The 17332-nt window shown below is 76.1% G+C and carries 11 protein-coding genes and 1 riboswitch; of the genes, 2 read left to right on the forward strand and 9 right to left on the reverse strand.

Annotation, left to right across the window (positions count from 1 at the left end; translation table 11 throughout):
* Window positions 1-79 precede the first annotated feature (79 nt).
* Both ACPA54_RS31695 and ACPA54_RS31700 read left to right on the forward strand, forming a co-directional pair.
* Window positions 80-328 (forward strand): type II toxin-antitoxin system CcdA family antitoxin, encoded by a 249-nt coding sequence (locus ACPA54_RS31695; RefSeq protein ID WP_423534912.1) that lies wholly within the window; start codon window positions 80-82, stop codon window positions 326-328.
* On the forward strand, window positions 325-726 hold the full coding sequence (locus tag ACPA54_RS31700; RefSeq protein WP_423534914.1) for a DNA-binding protein: 402 nt from the start codon (window positions 325-327) through the stop codon (window positions 724-726). Before ACPA54_RS31695 ends, ACPA54_RS31700 begins: the two co-directional genes overlap by 4 nt.
* Before the next feature lie 77 nt (window positions 727-803).
* Here ACPA54_RS31700 and cobA read toward each other — a convergent pair whose 3' ends face one another.
* From cobA to ACPA54_RS31745, 9 genes are all read right to left on the reverse strand, one after another.
* Window positions 804-2039 carry a uroporphyrinogen-III C-methyltransferase gene (gene cobA / locus ACPA54_RS31705; protein WP_423534916.1) on the reverse strand — a complete coding sequence of 412 codons (1236 nt, stop codon included), beginning with the start codon at window positions 2037-2039 and terminating at the stop codon, window positions 804-806.
* A gap of 297 nt (window positions 2040-2336) precedes the next feature.
* Window positions 2337-9587: a nicotinate-nucleotide--dimethylbenzimidazole phosphoribosyltransferase gene (cobT, locus tag ACPA54_RS31710; RefSeq protein ID WP_423535004.1), complete on the reverse strand. Its 7251-nt coding sequence runs from the start codon at window positions 9585-9587 to the stop codon at window positions 2337-2339.
* Complete coding sequence (locus ACPA54_RS31715; RefSeq protein ID WP_345680321.1) at window positions 9584-9760, reverse strand: hypothetical protein; 177 nt, start codon at window positions 9758-9760, stop codon at window positions 9584-9586. Before ACPA54_RS31715 ends, cobT begins: the two co-directional genes overlap by 4 nt.
* Entirely contained in the window at window positions 9757-10833 is a 1077-nt protein-coding gene (gene cobC / locus ACPA54_RS31720; protein ID WP_423534991.1) for an Rv2231c family histidinol phosphate aminotransferase CobC, read from the reverse strand. Before cobC ends, ACPA54_RS31715 begins: the two co-directional genes overlap by 4 nt.
* A 168-nt stretch (window positions 10834-11001) precedes the next feature.
* The gene (locus ACPA54_RS31725) at window positions 11002-11433 is read right to left on the reverse strand and encodes a cobalamin biosynthesis protein (protein WP_423534918.1); all 432 of its coding nucleotides are present in this window, start codon (window positions 11431-11433) and stop codon (window positions 11002-11004) included.
* On the reverse strand, window positions 11430-12644 hold the full coding sequence (gene cbiE, locus ACPA54_RS31730) for a precorrin-6y C5,15-methyltransferase (decarboxylating) subunit CbiE (RefSeq protein ID WP_423534920.1): 1215 nt from the start codon (window positions 12642-12644) through the stop codon (window positions 11430-11432). Before cbiE ends, ACPA54_RS31725 begins: the two co-directional genes overlap by 4 nt.
* A 74-nt stretch (window positions 12645-12718) precedes the next feature.
* On the reverse strand, window positions 12719-14125 hold the full coding sequence (locus tag ACPA54_RS31735; RefSeq protein WP_423534922.1) for a cobyrinic acid a,c-diamide synthase CobB: 1407 nt from the start codon (window positions 14123-14125) through the stop codon (window positions 12719-12721).
* Window positions 14119-14733, reverse strand: a complete 615-nt coding sequence (gene cobO / locus ACPA54_RS31740; protein ID WP_345680325.1) for a cob(I)yrinic acid a,c-diamide adenosyltransferase — start codon at window positions 14731-14733, stop codon at window positions 14119-14121. The genes ACPA54_RS31735 and cobO overlap by 7 nt, the downstream gene beginning before the upstream one ends.
* A 136-nt stretch (window positions 14734-14869) precedes the next feature.
* On the reverse strand, window positions 14870-17002 hold the full coding sequence (locus tag ACPA54_RS31745; RefSeq protein WP_423534924.1) for a putative cobaltochelatase: 2133 nt from the start codon (window positions 17000-17002) through the stop codon (window positions 14870-14872).
* A gap of 153 nt (window positions 17003-17155) precedes the next feature.
* Window positions 17156-17245, reverse strand: a riboswitch (cobalamin riboswitch).
* Window positions 17246-17332 lie beyond the last annotated feature (87 nt).

The following is a 17332-nucleotide window of genomic DNA, read 5'->3' on the forward strand; positions in this document are numbered from 1 at the left end:
AGATCACGGCGTCCCTGGTCCCCCCGATCCCGGAGGACGGAACGGGCCGACGATGCGCATACCGCAGTATGCTCGGGTCATGGCGGACACGACGCGCATCACGGTGACCTTGCCGACCGAACAGGTGGACGAGCTGCGGAAGCTCACCGACAACATTTCCGGGTACGTGGCCGCGGCGGTGGCCCGTCAGCTGCGACACCAACTGCTCGGCGCCGACCTGCAGCGCCACCAAGAAGAGCACGGGGCGTTCACCGAGGAGGAGCTGGCCGAGGCGCGCTCCCGGATCTTCGGGGCGACGGGCTCGGGCGGCTCGGCGAGTGCGGCGTGAACGAGCACGTCGAGACCGTCGTCCTGGACTCCCAGGGGGTCTCCGCCTGGATCGCCCAGGACCGCAAGATCCTCGCGATCTTCCAGGTGTTCCACACGATGGGTGCCGATTTCGTCATCGGCGCCAACACCGTCGTCGAAGTGAGTCATGCCCGTGTGAACATGCCGCGGCTGCGCTGGGTGCTGTCCCGCGTCAAGGTCGAGCCGGTGACCGAGGAAGCCGCGAAGGCGTCCGCGGAACTGCTCAAGGCCGCGGGTCTGCACGGCCACAAGTACGCGATCGATGCGACGGTCGCCGAGATGGCCCTGCGCCAACCCGGCCCGGTGGCCATACTGACGTCCGACCTCGACGACATGACCCGACTGTGCGGCGCCCGGATCCGGCTCATCGGCATCTGAGCACGGCCGCGGGCGGGACGGTCGGCCTCGGGGACGGCAGGGCGTCCGCGAGGCCGTCCGGGGCGGCGTAGGCGTGGCTAGAGGGGCCGGACGCGTTCGGCGACGGCGACGACCTCGCCGATGACGACGATGGCCGGGGGGCGCATGCCCGCGGTCTGGGCGTCGGCGGCCGCGGTGGCGAGGGTGGTGCGGAGGGTGCGCTGGGTCGCCATGGTGCCCTCTTGGACGATCGCGACGGGGGTGTCGGCGGCGCGGCCGTGGGTGATGAGGGTGTCGGCGATCGCGCCGAGGCGTTCCATGGCCATCAGGAGGACGAGGGTGCCGCGGAGGCGGCCGAGGGCGGCCCAGTCGACGAGGGAGTCGGGGTTGTCGGGGGCGACGTGGCCGGACACCACCGTGAACTCGTGGGTGACGCCGCGGTGGGTGACCGGGATACCGGCGATGGCCGGGACCGAGATGGCGCTGGTGATGCCGGGCACGACCTCGACGGGGATGCCCGCTTCGGCGCACGCGATGGCCTCTTCGAAGCCGCGGCCGAAGACGTAGTTGTCGCCGCCCTTGAGGCGGACCACGAACTTGCCCGCGGATGCGTGCTTGATGATCTCGTTGTTGATGGCCTCCTGCGCCATCGCCCGCCCGTACGGGATCTTCGCCGCGTCGATGACCTCGACGTCGGACGGCAGCTCGTCGAGGAGCGCCCGCGGCCCGAGCCGGTCGGTGACGACGACGTCCGCTTCGGCGAGGAGGCGGCGGCCGCGGACGGTGATCAGGTCGGGGTCGCCCGGCCCGCCGCCGACCAGCGCCACGCCGGGCGTCTTGGCGCGGAAGTGCGCCGCGCCGAGGGTCCCTTCGCGGAGTTCCTCGAGGATGCGGTCGCGGACCGCGGCGGCGCGCCGCGGGTCGCCGCCGGCCAGCACGGCGATCTGGAGGCCGTCGTGCCGGCCGCTCGCGGGCGTCCACGCGCTGGCCTGCGACGCGTCGTCGCTGCGGACGCAGAAGATCCGGCGTTCCTCGGCGTCGGCTTCAACCGCCGCGTTGACGGCCGGGTCGTCGGTCGCCGCGATGACATACCACGCGCCGTCCAGGTCGTCGGCCCGGTAGCCGCGGCGTTCCCAGCGGAGTTCGCCGTCGTCGGCCATCGCCTCGACGGACGGCGTGGCGTCCGGTGCGACGACCAGGACCTCGGCGCGGGCGTCGACCAGGCCGGGCAGTCTGCGGCGGGCGACCGTGCCGGCCCCCACCATGACGACCTTGCGGCCCGCGAGCCGCAGACCGGCCGGGTAGGCGGGGATGTCGTCGTACTTCGGGGACATGGCGTGGCTTCCGCTCTTTCGGACTGCTGCTCGGCGTCGGGTCTGCGTCGGACTACTTCAAGGCTGCGTCGGTTCTGCGTCGGTTTGCTTCGGTTCTGCTTCGGTTCTGCGGGGGTTCTGCGGGGGTTCGGCGGTGCGACGCACGGGACGTGCGGTGCTGTCCCGTAAGTATCACTTTCGTGTTTCCGGATCATTGCGCACCGGCCGGGTGCCGTCGGTGCGTGCCAGTCCCCGGGCGCGGCCGTGCGGGCGGTCCGGATCGTCATCCGGCCCGCCCGCACGGCCCCTCGCCTCGCGCTACTCGGTCTTGCCGCTGACCCCCGCGGAGTCGAACGTCGCGACGTCGTGCAGGACGCGCGCCGCGCTCTGCACCAGCGGCAACGCCAGCACCGCGCCGGTGCCCTCGCCGAGCCGCAGTTCCAGCTCGACGAGCGGACGCAGGCCGAGCTTCGCCAGCGCGGCCGCGTGGCCGGGCTCGGCGGAGCGGTGCCCGGCCACGCAGGCCGCGAGCGAGTCCGGCGCGATCCGGTGCGCGGCCAGCGCGGCCGCCCCGGCGATCACGCCGTCCAGCACGACCGGCGTCCGCATCGCCGCGGCGCCGATGACGAACCCGGCGATCGCCGCGTGCTCCAGGCCGCCGACCGCGGCGAGCACCCCGATCGGGTCCTCCGGGTCGGGCTTGTGGTGCGCGAGCGCGGCGCGGACGACCTGGACCTTGCGGTCGTGCGTCTTGTCGTCGATGCCCGTGCCACGGCCGGTGACCTCCACCGGGTCGGTCCCGGTGAACACGGCGATCAGCGCCGCCGACGCCGTGGTGTTGGCGATGCCCATGTCGCCGGTCAGCAGGCACTTGTTGCCGGCCGTGACCAGGTCCCGCGCGGTCTCGATGCCGACCTCGATCGCCTGCAGGACTTCCTCGCGGGTCATCGCCGGGCCCTGCGTCATGTCCGCGGTGCCGGGACGCACCTTGCGCGGCAGCAGCCCGGGCGCGGACTGCGGCAGCTCGGCCGCGACGCCGACGTCGACCACGCACACCTCGGCACCGATCTGCCGGGCGAACGCGTTCACGACCGCGCCGCCGCCGAGGAAGTTGTGCACCATCTGCGCGGTGACTTCCTGCGGCCACGGCGACACGCCCTGCGCGTGCACCCCGTGGTCGGCGGCGAACACCGCGACCGCGGCCGGCTCCGGGATCGGCGGCGGGCACTGCCGGGACAGGCCCGCCAGCTGCGCCGAGATCATCTCCAGCACGCCGAGCGACCCGGCGGGCTTGGTCATGACCTTGTGCCGCTGCCACGCCGCACTGAGCGCCTTGGCATCCAGCGGACGCACGGCGCGCAGCGTCTCGTCGAGGAGCCGCACGGGCTCTTCGCCGGGCAGCCCGCGGCGGCCGTACTCCTCCTCGTGCACCACCCACGACAGCGGGCGCTGCTTGGCCCAGCCGGCCTGCGCCAGCTCCGGGTCCTCGGGGAACTGGTCGACGAAGCCGACGCACAGGTACGCGACGATCTCGACGTGCTCGGGCAGGCCCAGCGTGCGGCTCAGCTCGCGCTCGTCGAAGAAGCTCACCCAGCCGACGCCGAGGCCTTCGGCGCGGGCCGCAAGCCACAGGTTCTCCACCGCGAGCGCGCTGGAGTACGGGCCCATCTGCGGCTGCGTGTGCCGGCCGAGGGTGTGCCGTCCGCCGCGCGTGGAGTCCACCGTCACGACGATGTTGACGGGGGTCTCCAGGATCGCCTCGGTCTTGATGCCGAGGAACTGCTTCGCGCGGGCCTTCGGCAGCGACGCGGCATACGCCTCCCGCTGCCGCGCGGCCAGCTCCTGCACGAGCGCGCGGGTTTCCGCGGACCGGATGACCACGAAATCCCACGGCTGCGAGTACCCGACGCTCGGCGCGTGGTGCGCGGCCTCGAGCACCCGGATCAGCAGCTCGTCCGGCACCGGGTCGGCGCGGAACCCGACCCGCACGTCCCGCCGGTCCCGCATGACGCGGTGCACGGCTTCGCGGTCGGCGTCGTCGTACCCGGGCGCGGGCGGACCGGCGGGGTCGGCCGGGTCCGCCGGCGCCGCCTCGGTCGCGTCGCTCGGGTCGATCGCGTTGATCGGGTTGTTCGGGTCGGCAAGGGCGGCGGGCGGGAGGAGCATGGTGCGGTTTTCGGGGTCGGGTGCGGGTGCGGGAGCGGTGCCGGGGTCGGCCGGAGCGGCGTGGTCGGCACCGGTGTGCGCGGCCTGGGGCGTGCCCGGGTCGGCAGGCGCCTGCTGCGCCGGGGCGGCGGCGTTGCCGGTGCCGCGCGCGTTCCGGGGGCCGGCGACGGGCTGGGCGGGCGCCGGGCCGTCGGCCGCGGGCTGAGCGGCGGCGTCCGCCGCGGGCGCGCTGCCCGGGGCGTCGGCCGCGGCGGGAGCCTGCGGGGCGTCCTGGGCCTGGCCCGGGCCGCCTGCGGCGGGGGCCGTGCCGGCGCCCTGCGGGGCACCGGCCGGGTCGGCCTGAGCCGCGGGACTACCGGGCCGGGGAGCCTCGTCGGCGGCGGGCGCGAGCTGCGGCGTGCCGTCGGCGGGCTCGGGCTCGGCTGCGGCGTCGGCGGGCTGCGCACCGGCTGCCTGGGCCGACGGGTCCGCGACCGGGGTACCGGCTTCGGCGGCCGGCGTGGTGGTGCCCGGAGCCGTCGCCGGGGCCTGCGGTGCGGCGGTCTGGTCGGCACCGTCCGGAGTCTGGGCGGACGGTGAACCACCCTGTGCCGTCAGCGGGTTGCCCGTGGCGTCGGCCGTGGCCGGAGCCTGCGGCACCGCTGCCTGCGCCTCGTCGGCCGCGGCCTGCGGACCGGACGGGGGCTGAGCCGAACCGTCGGCGGCCGCGGGGGCGGCCGCACCGGTCGGGGCGTCGGCCGGGCCCGGCTGGGCGCCCGGCTGCGGACCGGCCTGCGGCGCGTCGGCCTGGCCGGCCGCCGCGACGTCGGCCGCGTCCTGCGCCGCACCCGGCGCCGGAACCTGGCCCGTGGGCGCGGGCGCCGTTTCGGGCGCAGGCTGCACCGCGGCCTGACCGGCCGCGGCCCCCTGCGGGGCAGCGGACGGACCGGACTGCGGCGCCGCGTCGGTGGCGGCCTGCGCAGGGGCTGCGCCGGCGGCCTCCGCGGCACCGTCCTGAGCCGCGGGGGCTTGGACGGCGGCCGCACCGGCGACCGGTTGGCCTGCCGGTCCTGCCGTCGCGTCCGCCGCGGGAGCGCCGATCGCGGCACCCTGCGCAGCGGCCTGCTCGGCCTGCGGGCTCTCCTGAACGGGCTGAGCGGGCTGAGCGGGTTGAGCGGGCTGGGTGTTGCCCGCTCCGGCGGGCACCGGCGCACCGTTCGCCACGGCTGCCTCCGACGGACCGGTTTGCGAACCGTCGGCGGCAGCCGGGGCATTGCCCGCGGCGGCGGCCTGAGGAGCACTCGGCTGCGCGGCGCCCTGCGGGACGGCAGCACCGGATTCCGGCCGGCCCGACGGCGCGCCGGGCCCGGCCGCCTCCGGGGCCTGCGCCCCCGCGACACCCTGAACCGGGACCCCGCCTTGCGGCGCGGCCTGGCCATCGGCCGAACCGTCCGCGGCCTGCGGAGCGGTCGGCACACCGGCCGGAACACCCTGCACGGCGTCGACAACCTGCGGGCCGGTCTGACCGTGCGGCACGTTCGCCGCCGGGACGGCCTGCGGACCGGCCGGGTGGCCCGGCGCCTGCGCGTCGGCCTGGACGGCCACGGCCTGCGGACCCTGGGGGTTCCCGGCCACAGCCGGTCCCTGAGCCGTCGCCGCGGCGGTCTGCGGCCCGGCCTGAACGGGCACGGCCGACAGACCGCTGGGCGCTTCGGCCTGCTGCGGCTCGACGGCTTGACCCTCGACCACACCCTGCGGAGCCACGGCCGGTGAGGCCGCGACACCCTGCGGGTTGACCGGCGCCGACGGCACATTGCCCGCGGCGGCTGCCTGCGGCCCCGCCTGACCGGCGACCGCAGCCTGCGGGCCACTCTGCGGCGCGCTCCCCGGCGTCGGCGAACCGGCCGGAGCAGCCTGCGCGTTGCCCGCGGCCGCAACCGCCTCGGGACCACCCTGTCTCACGTCGCCCTGCCCCGCCACGGCGGCGGGAACCGGCTGCGCGCTGTCCACGGCTGCCTGCGGCGCGTTCTGCCCGGCACCCTGCGGTACGGCAGCTTGCGCGTCGGGGCCGCCAGGCATCGGCGCACCGGCCTGCGGGGCCGCCTGCGCAGCGTCCACCACCGCGGCATGCCGGCCGCTCTGCTGCACGGCATCGCCGGGAGCCGACGGCGAACCGCCGACGGCGGCCTGCGCGTTCTCCGCAGCCGCCACCGCCTCGGGCCCGGCCTGCCGAGCCGGAACCGGCCCGGCAGCGGCGTCGGCCACCGGCTGCGGCGCGGCCGGCACGGCGCCCTGCGGCACCGCTGCCGCGCCCGTCGGCGAAGCCGCGGGGCCTGCCTGTGCGTTCACCGGGCCTTCTGCCACCTGCGCCACTCCCCCAGCAGCAGCCGCCCCGGCAACGGCACCCTGGGGCGCCGGAGCACCCGGGGTGCCTTGCTGATCGCCTTGCTGCGCGTCGGTCGGTGCGGTCCCCGTCGAAGCCTCCTGCGTCTGCGCCGGGTTCGAACCTGCGGCGGCGGCGGTCACGGTGCCCTTGGGGGCATTGCCGGTCGGCACGGCAGCGCCCTGCTCGGCGGTCGGTGTTCCGGGCGCGGCAACCACCGGCGGGACCGGGATCGGCCCCTGGTGGGCGGGCGCGACCGGCGTGCCCGCGGCCGGGGTCGAGACCTCGGCGGGCGGCGCCGGAACCTGTCCGGGCTTCGCCGACGGGGCCGGTGCCGGTGCGGGAACCTGGGTTCCCCCTGCCTGGCGTGCCCGGCGGGCGGCCACCCGGCCGGTCGTGGCCACGCGCGGGGCGGGCGGGACGAAGCCTGGCGGCACCGTGCCGTCGGCGGCCGCGTCGGCGGCCTGCCGAGCTTGGGCTGCGGCGTCCGCGGGCGCCGCGCGGCGGGCCCGACGTCCGCTGCCCTGCGCGGCGTTCCCGGCCTCGGCCGGCTGCGGCGTGCCGTCGGCGGCCGCCTCGGGCTGCGCGGCCTCGTCTTCCACGGCCGGGTTGCCCGCGCGGCGGGTCCGGCGCGCGTTGGCCGCCGGACCGGTCGCGGGCGTGGCCGCCTGGGCACCGGTTTCCTCAGCTGCCTGAGCCGCGGCGGCGTCTTCGGCCGCTTCGGCGGCTTCGGCTGCGGCCTCCGCCGCCTGGTCGGCGGCGCCCGGCTGTTCGCCGTTCGCGTCGGAGTTCGCCCGGGCGCGGGTCCGCAGTCCGCGGCGCGGCGCGGCGTCCGGGTCGGCGAACGCCGCCGTACGCATCCGCCGCACGGGCGCCTGCCCGGCTTCCGCGGCCGGGGCGTCGGCCGCCGGAGCGGCCGCGTCCGCGACGGGCGCGGCCACCGCGGGCGCCTCCTGCCGCGCCGCCGCGACCGGAGCCTGTACGGCATCCGGCTGCTGCTGGGCCGCCACCTGGCCGGTGTCCGGCCGGGCACCGCCGGGCGCGGCCGGAGTCTCGCCGCCGGGCGGCGGCGGAATCGTCGGTACGCCGGAAGTCTGCGGCGCCGCCTGCACGTTCGCCGCGGCCTCGACGGCCGGGCCGGGCACGGGCCCGGGCACGGCCGGTCCGCTCTGCTGCGCCGGAACCTGCACGCCCGGCCCCTGGACACCCGGCCCCTCGGCACCCGGGACCTGCGCGTTCGCCACCGGCGCGCCCGGAACGGCCTCCGGCACGGTCTGCGGCGGCACCGCCTGGTGCTGCGCCGAAGCCGGTCCGCGGCCCACGCGGCGCTGGCGCCGCGGCGGCAGCGTCGTCCGCGGGACGGCCGGTCCGGCGACCGCCGGGACCGGCTGCGACTGCGTCGACGACACGCTCTGCTGCGGGAGTTGCACACCCGGCACGGCGCCGGGACCCGGGGTCGCCCCCTCGGGCTGCACCGGCGTCGGCGCGGTGAACGCCACCGGCCCCGACTGCACGACCCCGCCCGGCGCCGCGGCCGGAGCCGCGCCCGGGGCGGGCACCTGTCCGGACGCGTCCTGCTGCGGTACGTCAGCGGTGGCACCCGGCACGCCCGCGACACCCGGTGCGGACTGCCCGGCCTGTGCGCCGTCGGACGGCGCCGTCACGGCTTCGGGCACGCCCGGCGCGGGCTGCGCGGCGTTCTGCGCCGCGGTCGGCTGAGCGGCCATCGGCTCGGCTGCCGGCTGACCCACCGGCTCGCCCGGCACCGCGAACCCGGATGAGGCACCGGCTGGCGCGCCACCCGCGTGCGCCGCGTTCCCGGGCACCCCGGCCTCGGGACCCGGCACGGCGGCGATCTGCCCCGACCCGTCCGGCACCGCACCGGCGGCGCCGGGCGCCGCGGCGGGGGCCGGGTGCTGCGGACCGGGCACCTGCGGCGCCTGCGCCTGCTGTCCGGCTCCGGACGGCGAGGCCTGTCCGGCCGGTTCCGCCATCGGCTGAGGGACCTGAAGCTGTGGAATCTGAAGCTGTGGAATCTGAGGCTGCGGGATCTGCGGCTGCGGCACCGCGGTCACCGGTTGCCCGGCCGCGACACCCGGAGCGCTGTGCGGTCCGGCCTGCTGCGGCTGTTGCGGCTGCTGCTGCACGGGCTGAGCGGCCTGCGGCGGCACACCCGGACCCGGCATACCCGCCGCGACCACGCCGTCGGCCGGCATCCGCGGCGGCTGTGCGGCTGCCGGGGCCGCGTGCGGCGCCTGCGCGAACGGCGCACCGGCGTTCTCCGTACCCCCGGCACCGGGCACCGGCACGGCATGCGGCGGCATCGCCTGCGGCGGCGTTCCCTGCTGGGGTACGCCCGGCTGCGGCATCTCCTGTGCGGGCACCGGGGTCGTGCCGTACTGCGGCACCCCCGCACCCGGCGCGGCTTCCCCGGGAACCTGCCCCGGCACCCGGCCCGCGGGCTGTCCGCCGCCGAAGCCCGCGTCGAGCGGCGCGGACGCGGCGGCCGCCGCGGCCATCCGGTCGGCCAGCGACTGCGCGGCCCCCGGCTGCGGCGCCGGCTGGGGCATCTGCTGCGGCACGGGATGATGAACGGGCTGGTGAACCGGCTGCGGCATCGGCTGGGGCACCTGCTGCTGCGGAACCTGCGCACTCGGCGCATACCCGGCAAACTGCCCGCCGTGCGGCGGAGTGTCCCCGACGGGAACTCCCTGATCGGGCGCGGGAACACCGTAGGCCGCGGACTGCGGCACGGCGTACTGCGCGGACTCCGGGTAGCCGACCGGCATGCCGGGCTGCGGCACGTAGCCGCCGGGCGCGGCCGGGTACTGCTGCGGTACCGCGTACTGCCCCGATTCGGGGTGCGGCACCTCCGCCCAGCCGCCTTGGGGGCCGGGCATCAGCAGCGCGTCGTCGTCGTCGAGATCGTCGATCTCGCCGGGCGCGACGGCTCCGTCGTCCGGATAGGGGTACGCCGGTCCGTTCGGCACGGGGTGGTGCTGCGCCGGGCCGTGGCCACGCAGCTCGTCGGACTCACTCATGCCGAAACCTCGCTTCGCCGGGCGCCGCACACGCCGTCCGCACCCTTCTTTCCGATGAGCGTTTTGCTGTGGAACGTTTTGCCTTCGCCAAAAGTGACGCCGGCACCGCATGCCGCCCCGCCCCGAACCCGCTTGCCGCCGCGGGCGGTGGTGCGGCCGCCGTCTCGTTTCATGGGCTCAACACTCCCTCCAGTGCGGCCGCGAAGGCCTCGGTCGTGGCGCGGTCGCGCACCGCGATGCGCAGCCAGTCCGGGCCGAGCCCGGGGAACGTGTCGGCGCGACGGACGGCGAAGCCCCGCTCGCGCAGGAGTTCGCGTACCGCCAAGCCGTCGTCCACGTGTGCGAGGACGAACGACGAACGCGGCTCGACCGGCAGCCGTACCCCGGGAATCGCCCGGAGCCGTGCCACGAGGTACGCCCGGTCATCGGCGAGCGTAACGGCCGCGGCGTCCGCGTGGGACACGGCGCCGGGCTCGCTGCACGCCTCGGCGGCGACCAGTGCGGGGGTGGAGACGGACCACAGGGGCTGCGCCTCGGCGCAGCATCGGACCAGGTCGGGGGCGGCGAGGAGGTAGCCGATGCGGAGCCCGGCGAGGGCCCAGGTCTTGGTGAGGCTGCGGACCACGACGAGTCCGTCGACGTCGGCGCGTTCGGCGAGGCTTTCGGGTTCGCCGGGGATCGTGTCGGCGAAGGCTTCGTCGACGACGAGGACGCGTCCGGGGCGCGCCAGAGCGGCGATCGTCTCCGCGGGGTGCAGGACGGACGTCGGGTTGGTGGGGTTGCCGATCATGACGAGGTCGGCCTCCTCCGGGATCCGGGCCGGGTCCAGGCCGAAGCCCTCCTCGGCGCGGAGGAGGACCCGTCGCACAGTATGCCCGGCGGCCCGGAGCGCGGCCTCGGGTTCGGTGAACTGCGGGTGCACGACCACGGCGTGACGCGGCTTCAGGGCGCGGGCGAGGAGGACGAACGCTTCCGCGGCGCCGGCGGTGAGCAGCACGTCGGCGGGGTCGCGGCGGTGCCGGGCGGCGACCGCGGCGCGGGCCTCGGCCGCGTCCGGGTAGGCGGCGAGGCGGGTGAGGCTTTCGGCGATGCGTTCGGTCAGCCACGGCGGGGGTGCGCTGCCGCGGACGTTGACCGCGAGGTCGACGAGTCCGGGCGCGACTTCGCGGTCGCCGTGGTGACGAAGGTCGACGTCCGCGGAGTGGTCGCGCGCAGGGTCGGGCGGGGTGTGGGTGGTGATGCGCATGCGTGGTGTGCCCGTGCTCCTGCCCTGCGTCGTGCGGTACGCCGTCGTGCCGTCGGCGTCCATCATGCTGGTGACTATGCCGGTGCCGCTCGGCGGGGTCGCACCGATGATCACAACGCCTCCCGGTTTGATCGAGTCACCGCGTGTTGACTGTCGCGCAGCGACCGTTCATGTGGCGTTCGTGCTGCCGTTCCGTCCAACCTGTCGGCGCGCCACGGCAATCGTGCACAGGGACGGGGTCCGGGCGCCCCGGGTTTTCGGGATCACGAGGTCGGCGCCGGCGCCGCAGGCGTGGAGGGCGGCGGCTTCGGCGACGCTGGGGGTTCCGACGCGGGCGCGGACCGCCGGGGACGGGTGGGGTACCGCGACGGCGGCGAGTTCGGCGGCGTCCAGCGCGACGAGGGCGGCATCGAGAGATTCGGCCAATCGCAGGATCGCCGGAAAATCATGCTTTGTGGCGAGGGTGGCCACCACGGAGACGTCAGTGCGGGACAGGCCCGCGCGGTCGAGGACCGCGCCGAGGGTGTCGGCGAGTTCGGCATACGTCGCGCCGCGGGCCGCGCCGACGCCGACCGCCAGCGCCCCCGCGGGCACGGTCACAAGCGCTCCCCCCACACCACGAACACCGGTTCGCCCGGCTGCAGGCGGTGCGCGGTGCCGCCCGCCGGGGCGAGCCGGGAGGGCTGGAGCAGCGTGCCTTCGACGGCGTACCCGGCGCCGGCGAGCGCCTCGTGGACGGCGCCCACGGACTCGACCGCGGGCAGCGCCGCGACCACGCGTTCGGGACGCCGCGCCGCGCAGGCCGCGACCACGTCGGCACCGCCGCCGCCGACGAACACGGCGTCCGGGTCGGGCAGGTGCGACAGCACGTCGGGGGCGGTGCCGGGCACGATCTGGACCTCGACGCCGTAGCGGGCGGCGTTGGCCGAAATGTGCTCACACCCGGTCGGGTCCCGGTCCACGGCGATCACCGCGGCGCCGTGCCGGGCGATTTCGACGCTCATCGCGCCGCTGCCCGCGCCGATGTCCCACACCAGGTCACCCGGTCGCGGGCCGAGCCGGCCGAGGGCGACCGCGCGGACCTCGGCGCCCGTGATGGCGGCGCCGTCGTGGTCGTACGCGTCGTCGGCGAGGCCCCAGCCGCGTACCGGCCCGGGGAACGTCGAGCGCTGCCCGGCGAGCCAGCCCGCGGGTGCGGAGGTGGCGGGGTTCGGGCCGACGACGATGACCACGTTCGGATCCGACCAGGTGCGGTCGGCCGCCTTGTCGGCGGCCAGCATGGTGACTTCCTCGCTGTCGGTGCCGAGGTTCTCGCAGACGACGAAGGTGCGGGGGACGCCGCGGAGCATCAGGCCGAGTTCGGCGGGGCCCGAGCCGGGGCCGGTGAGCACCGCGACCTTGCCGTAGGCACGGCACACGTTGACCGCCCGGCGCAGCTCTCGGCCGTGCGCGCTCACCACCTTCGCGTCGTCCCACGGCATCGACGCCCGGGCGAACGCGTGCGCGACGGACGAGACCGCGGGCACGATCTCCAGTTCGAGCCCGTACTCGGGACGGCGCAGTATCCGCACGATGCCGAAGAAGCCCGGGTCGCCGGACGCCACCACGACGGCGGTACCGCGGTGTTCGCTGATCCTCCGCGCGGCGACGTGCACGTTGCCCATGACGACGCGCTCGGCCGCCTCCGGCACGCGCACGGCGTCGAGGTGCCGCGCACCCCCGGCGACCAGCGTGGCCGACGCGAGCGCGGTACGCGCCGCGGCGGACAGCGGCGCGCCGTCGTAGCCGATCACGGTGACCCTGTCCGCCATGGAGCCGTCCTGTTCCTGGTGCGAGTGGTGTGCCCGGTCTCCCGAGTGTGCCGGGTTGTCAGTGAAGACGACGGTCACGTGGCCGGATCGGTTTCCGGGGACGCCCCGCCGCGCGCACACCATTCCGCAAACCGCACCGCCGCCCCCGGGTTCCCCGCCCAGTGCGTATGCAAGTAGGACGCGTGCACCCCATCGGCGACGAAGCCTTCACGGACCCGACCGGAGCCGGCCGACCACGACCACGCCGCCCTGTCCCCCGCCCCCGGTGTCACCGCCGTCCGATGGAACTCGTGCCCCCGCACGGTCTCCCCGGCGTCCGCCAGCACCGACGCCTCCACCGCAACCGCTTCGCGATACCCCAGCGTCAACCGCGACGTCATCCGCGCCTCCGCCGCCAGCACCCCGCACATCGGCGCACCGTCCAGCGACCGCGCCAAATAGAGCAGCCCCGCGCACTCCGCCGCGATCACTCCACCCCGTGCCGCGAACGCCGCCACGTCGCCGCGCAGCGTCGCGTTCGCCGACAGCTCCCCCGCGTACACCTCGGGGAAGCCTCCGCCGACGACCAACCCGGAGACTCCGTCCGGCAAAGCCTCGTCCCGCAGCGGATCGAACGGCGCCAGTTCGGCACCCGCCGCGGCCAACAGCTCGAAGGTCTCCCGATATCCGAACGTGAACGCAGCGCCGCCCGCGACCGCGATCCGGGGCCGGCAGGCCGTCCGGCGCCCGACACCGGCGACCGCGTCGACCGCGGCCCCCGCATCCCACGCCGCCACGGCCAACGGCGCCGCACCACCCGCAATCCGCATCACCGCTCCCAGGTCGACCGCGTCCGCGACCAACTCCCCGAGCGCCTCGACCGTCGCCACCGCGTCCGCATGCCGTTCGGCGACCGGTATCAGCCCCAGATGCCGCGACGGCTTGGCGATCGCGTCATGACGTCCGAGGACACCCAGCACGGGAATCCCCAGCGGCTCCAACGCCTCGCGCAGGATCGCCTCGTGCCGTTCGGTACCCACGCGGTTGAGCACGACCCCGGCAACCCGCACCCGCGGATCGAAACCGGCGAAGCCCTGCACCAGCGCGGCCACCGACCGCCCCTGCGACCGAGCGTCGACGACCAGCACCACCGGCGCGTCCAACAACCGCGCGACATGTGCCGTGGACGCGAACTCGCCCCGCCCGAAGGCCCCGTCATGCAACCCCATGACGCCTTCCACCACGGCGACATCGGCCCCCGCCGCCGCATGCGCGAACAACGGCGCAATCCGCTGCTCCCCGACCAGAAATGGGTCGAGGTTCCGTCCCGGCCGTCCGCTCGCCAGGGCGTGGTACCCCGGGTCGATGTAGTCCGGGCCGACCTTGTGCGGCGACACCCGGAAACCCCGCCGCGTCAGCGCCGCCATCAGCCCGGTCGCGACGGTGGTCTTGCCCTGCCCGGACGCCGGCGCGGCGATCACCAGCCGCGGGACCGTCACCACTCGATGCCTCGCTGGCCCTTCTGCCCGGCGTCCATCGGGTGCTTGACCTTCGTCATCTCCGTCACCAGGTCGGCGTACTCCACCAGATCCGGGTGCGCGTCACGGCCGGTGATCACCACGTGCTGATGCCCCGGGCGTGCGGCCAGCGTCGCCACGACATCGGCGACGTCGACCCAGCCCCACTTCATCGGATAGGTGAACTCGTCGAGCACGTACAGCTTGTACGCCTCCGCCGCCAGGTCCCGCTTGATCTGCTCCCAGCCCTCGGCGGCGTCCGCCGCGTGGTCGGCGTCGGAGCCCGGGCGCTGGATCCACGACCAGCCTTCGCCCATCTTGTGCCACGCCACCGGCCCGCCCTCGCCGGTCTCGTCGTGGACCCGGCCGAGCGTGCGCAGCACGTTCTCCTCGCCGACCTTCCACTTCGCCGACTTGACGAACTGGAACACGCCGATCGGCCACCCCTGATTCCACGCCCGCAGCGCCAACCCGAACGCGGCGGTCGACTTCCCCTTTCCGGGGCCGGTGTGCACCATCACCAGCGGACGGTTGCGGCGCTGACGCGTCGTCAGACCGTCGTCGGGAACGGTCTCGGGCTTACCTTGCGGCATGGGGACTCCTTATACGTCGGTGTGGCTCGGGGCAGAGCGAATCGGCGGCCCCGGCACAGGCAAAGGGAATGAGTCGGGCGGGCCCTCCGCGTGCGCGCGGGTGGGACGAGGCAGCTCGCCGCCCCACCCGCGTCGTTCAGCCCGCGGCGCGCAAGTCGCGGACGAGCCCCGCGAGTCCGTCCGCGGCCAGCTCGCCGAGCCCCAGCACAGGGCCGCAGAGGTCGGCCGCCAGCCGCGCCGCCAACCCGAGCCGCACCGGACCGCTCTCGCAGTCCACGACGACCGACGCGACCCCGGTCGCGGCCAGCAGCCCGGCCGCCCGTCGGGCCTCGCCCAGCGCATCACGGCCGTACGTGGCACGTCCGTCGGTCACCACCACCAGCAGAGCGCGGCGCCGCGGATCCCGCAGCCGTTCCACCCGCAGCGTCTCGTAAGCCCGCAGCAGCCCGGCCGCCAAAGGCGTCCGCCCCCCGGTCGGCAGCGCCGCCAGCCGCGCCGCGCCGGCCTCGACCGACGACGTCGGCGGCAGGGCCAACTCCGCGCCGCCGCCCCGGAACGTCACCAAGCCCACCTTGTCCCGGCGTTGGTACGCGTCCAGCAGCAGCGACAGGACCGCGCTCTTGACCGCCCGCATCCGGGCGCGCGCCGCCATCGACCCGGACGCGTCGACCGCGAACAGCACCAAGTTGCCTTCGCGGCCTTCCCGTACGGCTTCCCGCACGTCGTCCCGCCGCAGCACGAGCCCGGGCCCGCTGCGCCCGCGCGCCACCTGGTGCGGAGCCGCGGCCCGCACCGTGCCCACGAGGTGCAGGCGCGCCGCGCCGGCCCGCGCCGGACGACGCTCGCCGGTCGTCCGGCCGGTCCCGGTCTCCGCCCGCGACCGCCGCCCGGCGGCGCCCTGGCCGAGCCCCGGCACCGCGATCAGCCGTGTCCGGTACGGCTCCCCCGCCGCCACCGCCGCCTGCTCGGCAGCCGCCGCACCCCCGGCCGCCGGCCCGGCCTCACCGCGGGCGTCCTCGGACTCCCGTGCCGCAGGCGCCTCGTCGACCGACGACGTCGCACCCCGGGGATCCCGGGAGTCCCCCTGCGGCGGAACCTGCGGCTTCCCGCCCCCGGGCCCCCCGGAGCCGCCCGGACCACCGTCCGGCCCGGGATCCGGATCCTCGTCTCCCCCATCGGACCCCGGGGCCGGCTCCGGCTCAAGCTCCTCGTCATCCGAGTCATTCGGGTCATCCGAGGCGGCATCGTCCGGCTCCTCCGGATCATCCGCCAACGCCTCGTCCAGCCGATCCGTGTCCAAGCCCGGTGCGTCGAACGGGTTCCGCCGCCGCCGGTGCGGCAGCGCCAGCAGCGCGGCCTGACGCACATCGCCCGCCTCCACCGCCGTGCGCCCGTCCCACGCCGCCAGCGCCATCGCCGTGCGCGCGGTCACCAGGTCGGCCCGCAGCCCGTCGACTTCGAACGCCGCGCACACCCGGGCCACCCGGTCGAGTTCCCGGTCGGGCAGCCGCACCTCGGGGAGCAGCGCCCGGGCCCTGGTGATCCGCACGGCGAGGGCCGCGTCGTCGTCGGCCCAGCGGCGGGCGAAGCCGTCCGGGTCGGCTTCGTAGGCGAGGCGGCGGCGTACGACCTCGGCGCGTTCGCGGGGTTCGCGGCTGGCCGCGACCTCGACGGTGAGGCCGAAGCGGTCGAGCAACTGCGGCCGCAGTTCGCCTTCTTCGGGGTTCATGGTACCGACCAGCAGGAAGCGGGCGGCGTGGCGGACGGAGACGCCCTCGCGTTCGACGTGCGCGGTGCCCATGGCGGCGGCGTCGAGGAGCAGGTCGACGAGGTGGTCGTGGAGCAGGTTGACTTCGTCGACGTAGAGGAGGCCGCGGTGGGCGGCGGCGAGCAGACCCGGTTCGTAGGCTTTGACACCTTCGGCGAGGGCGCGTTCCAGGTCGAGGGAACCGACGAGGCGGTCTTCGGTGGCGCCGACGGGGAGTTCGACGAGCCGGGCGCGGCGGGTCTCGCCGGGTGCGGATCCGTCGTGCGGGCCGTCGGGGCAGCCGGGGTCGGGGGCTGCCGGGTCGCAGGCGAAGCGGCAGCCGGAGACGACCGCGGCGTCGGGGAGCAGTGCGGCGAGCGCGCGCACCATGGTGGATTTGGCGGTGCCCTTCTCGCCGCGGACGAGTACGCCGCCGACGCCGGGGGATACGGCGTTGAGCAGGAGTGCGAGGCGGAGGTCGGCGAGGCCGACGATGGCGGAGAAGGGGTATCCGGCGGTCATCGCCCGACCGCCGGGTTGGCCTGGTCCGGGCGGACGTTCTCGGTCCGGTCGGCGGAGCGGCACGGTATGCGCGGCGACATCGGTGGTCGGCCTCCCTCGGGTGTCCACGCCCTGGTAGGTGGCAGGCCCGCCGGTGCGGACCCGGACAGCCGGAAGTGTCTGGCTCCCGGCCGGTCCGGCCCGCGCGGGTCGGCTCGTCCGGTCACAGTGGCGGGACCGCTCCGGCTTCGCACCGGATTCCTTCCCCGCTGTCGGGCGACAGCCTCTCATACCGCCGCAACGGCCCCGACACGGGCGCGATCCGTCTGCCGCGGCCTCGGCGGTGGCAGA

Origin of the sequence: Uniformispora flossi (assembly GCF_049534875.1) — a bacterium.
Lineage (GTDB): Bacteria > Actinomycetota > Actinomycetes > Streptomycetales > Streptomycetaceae > Yinghuangia > Yinghuangia aomiensis.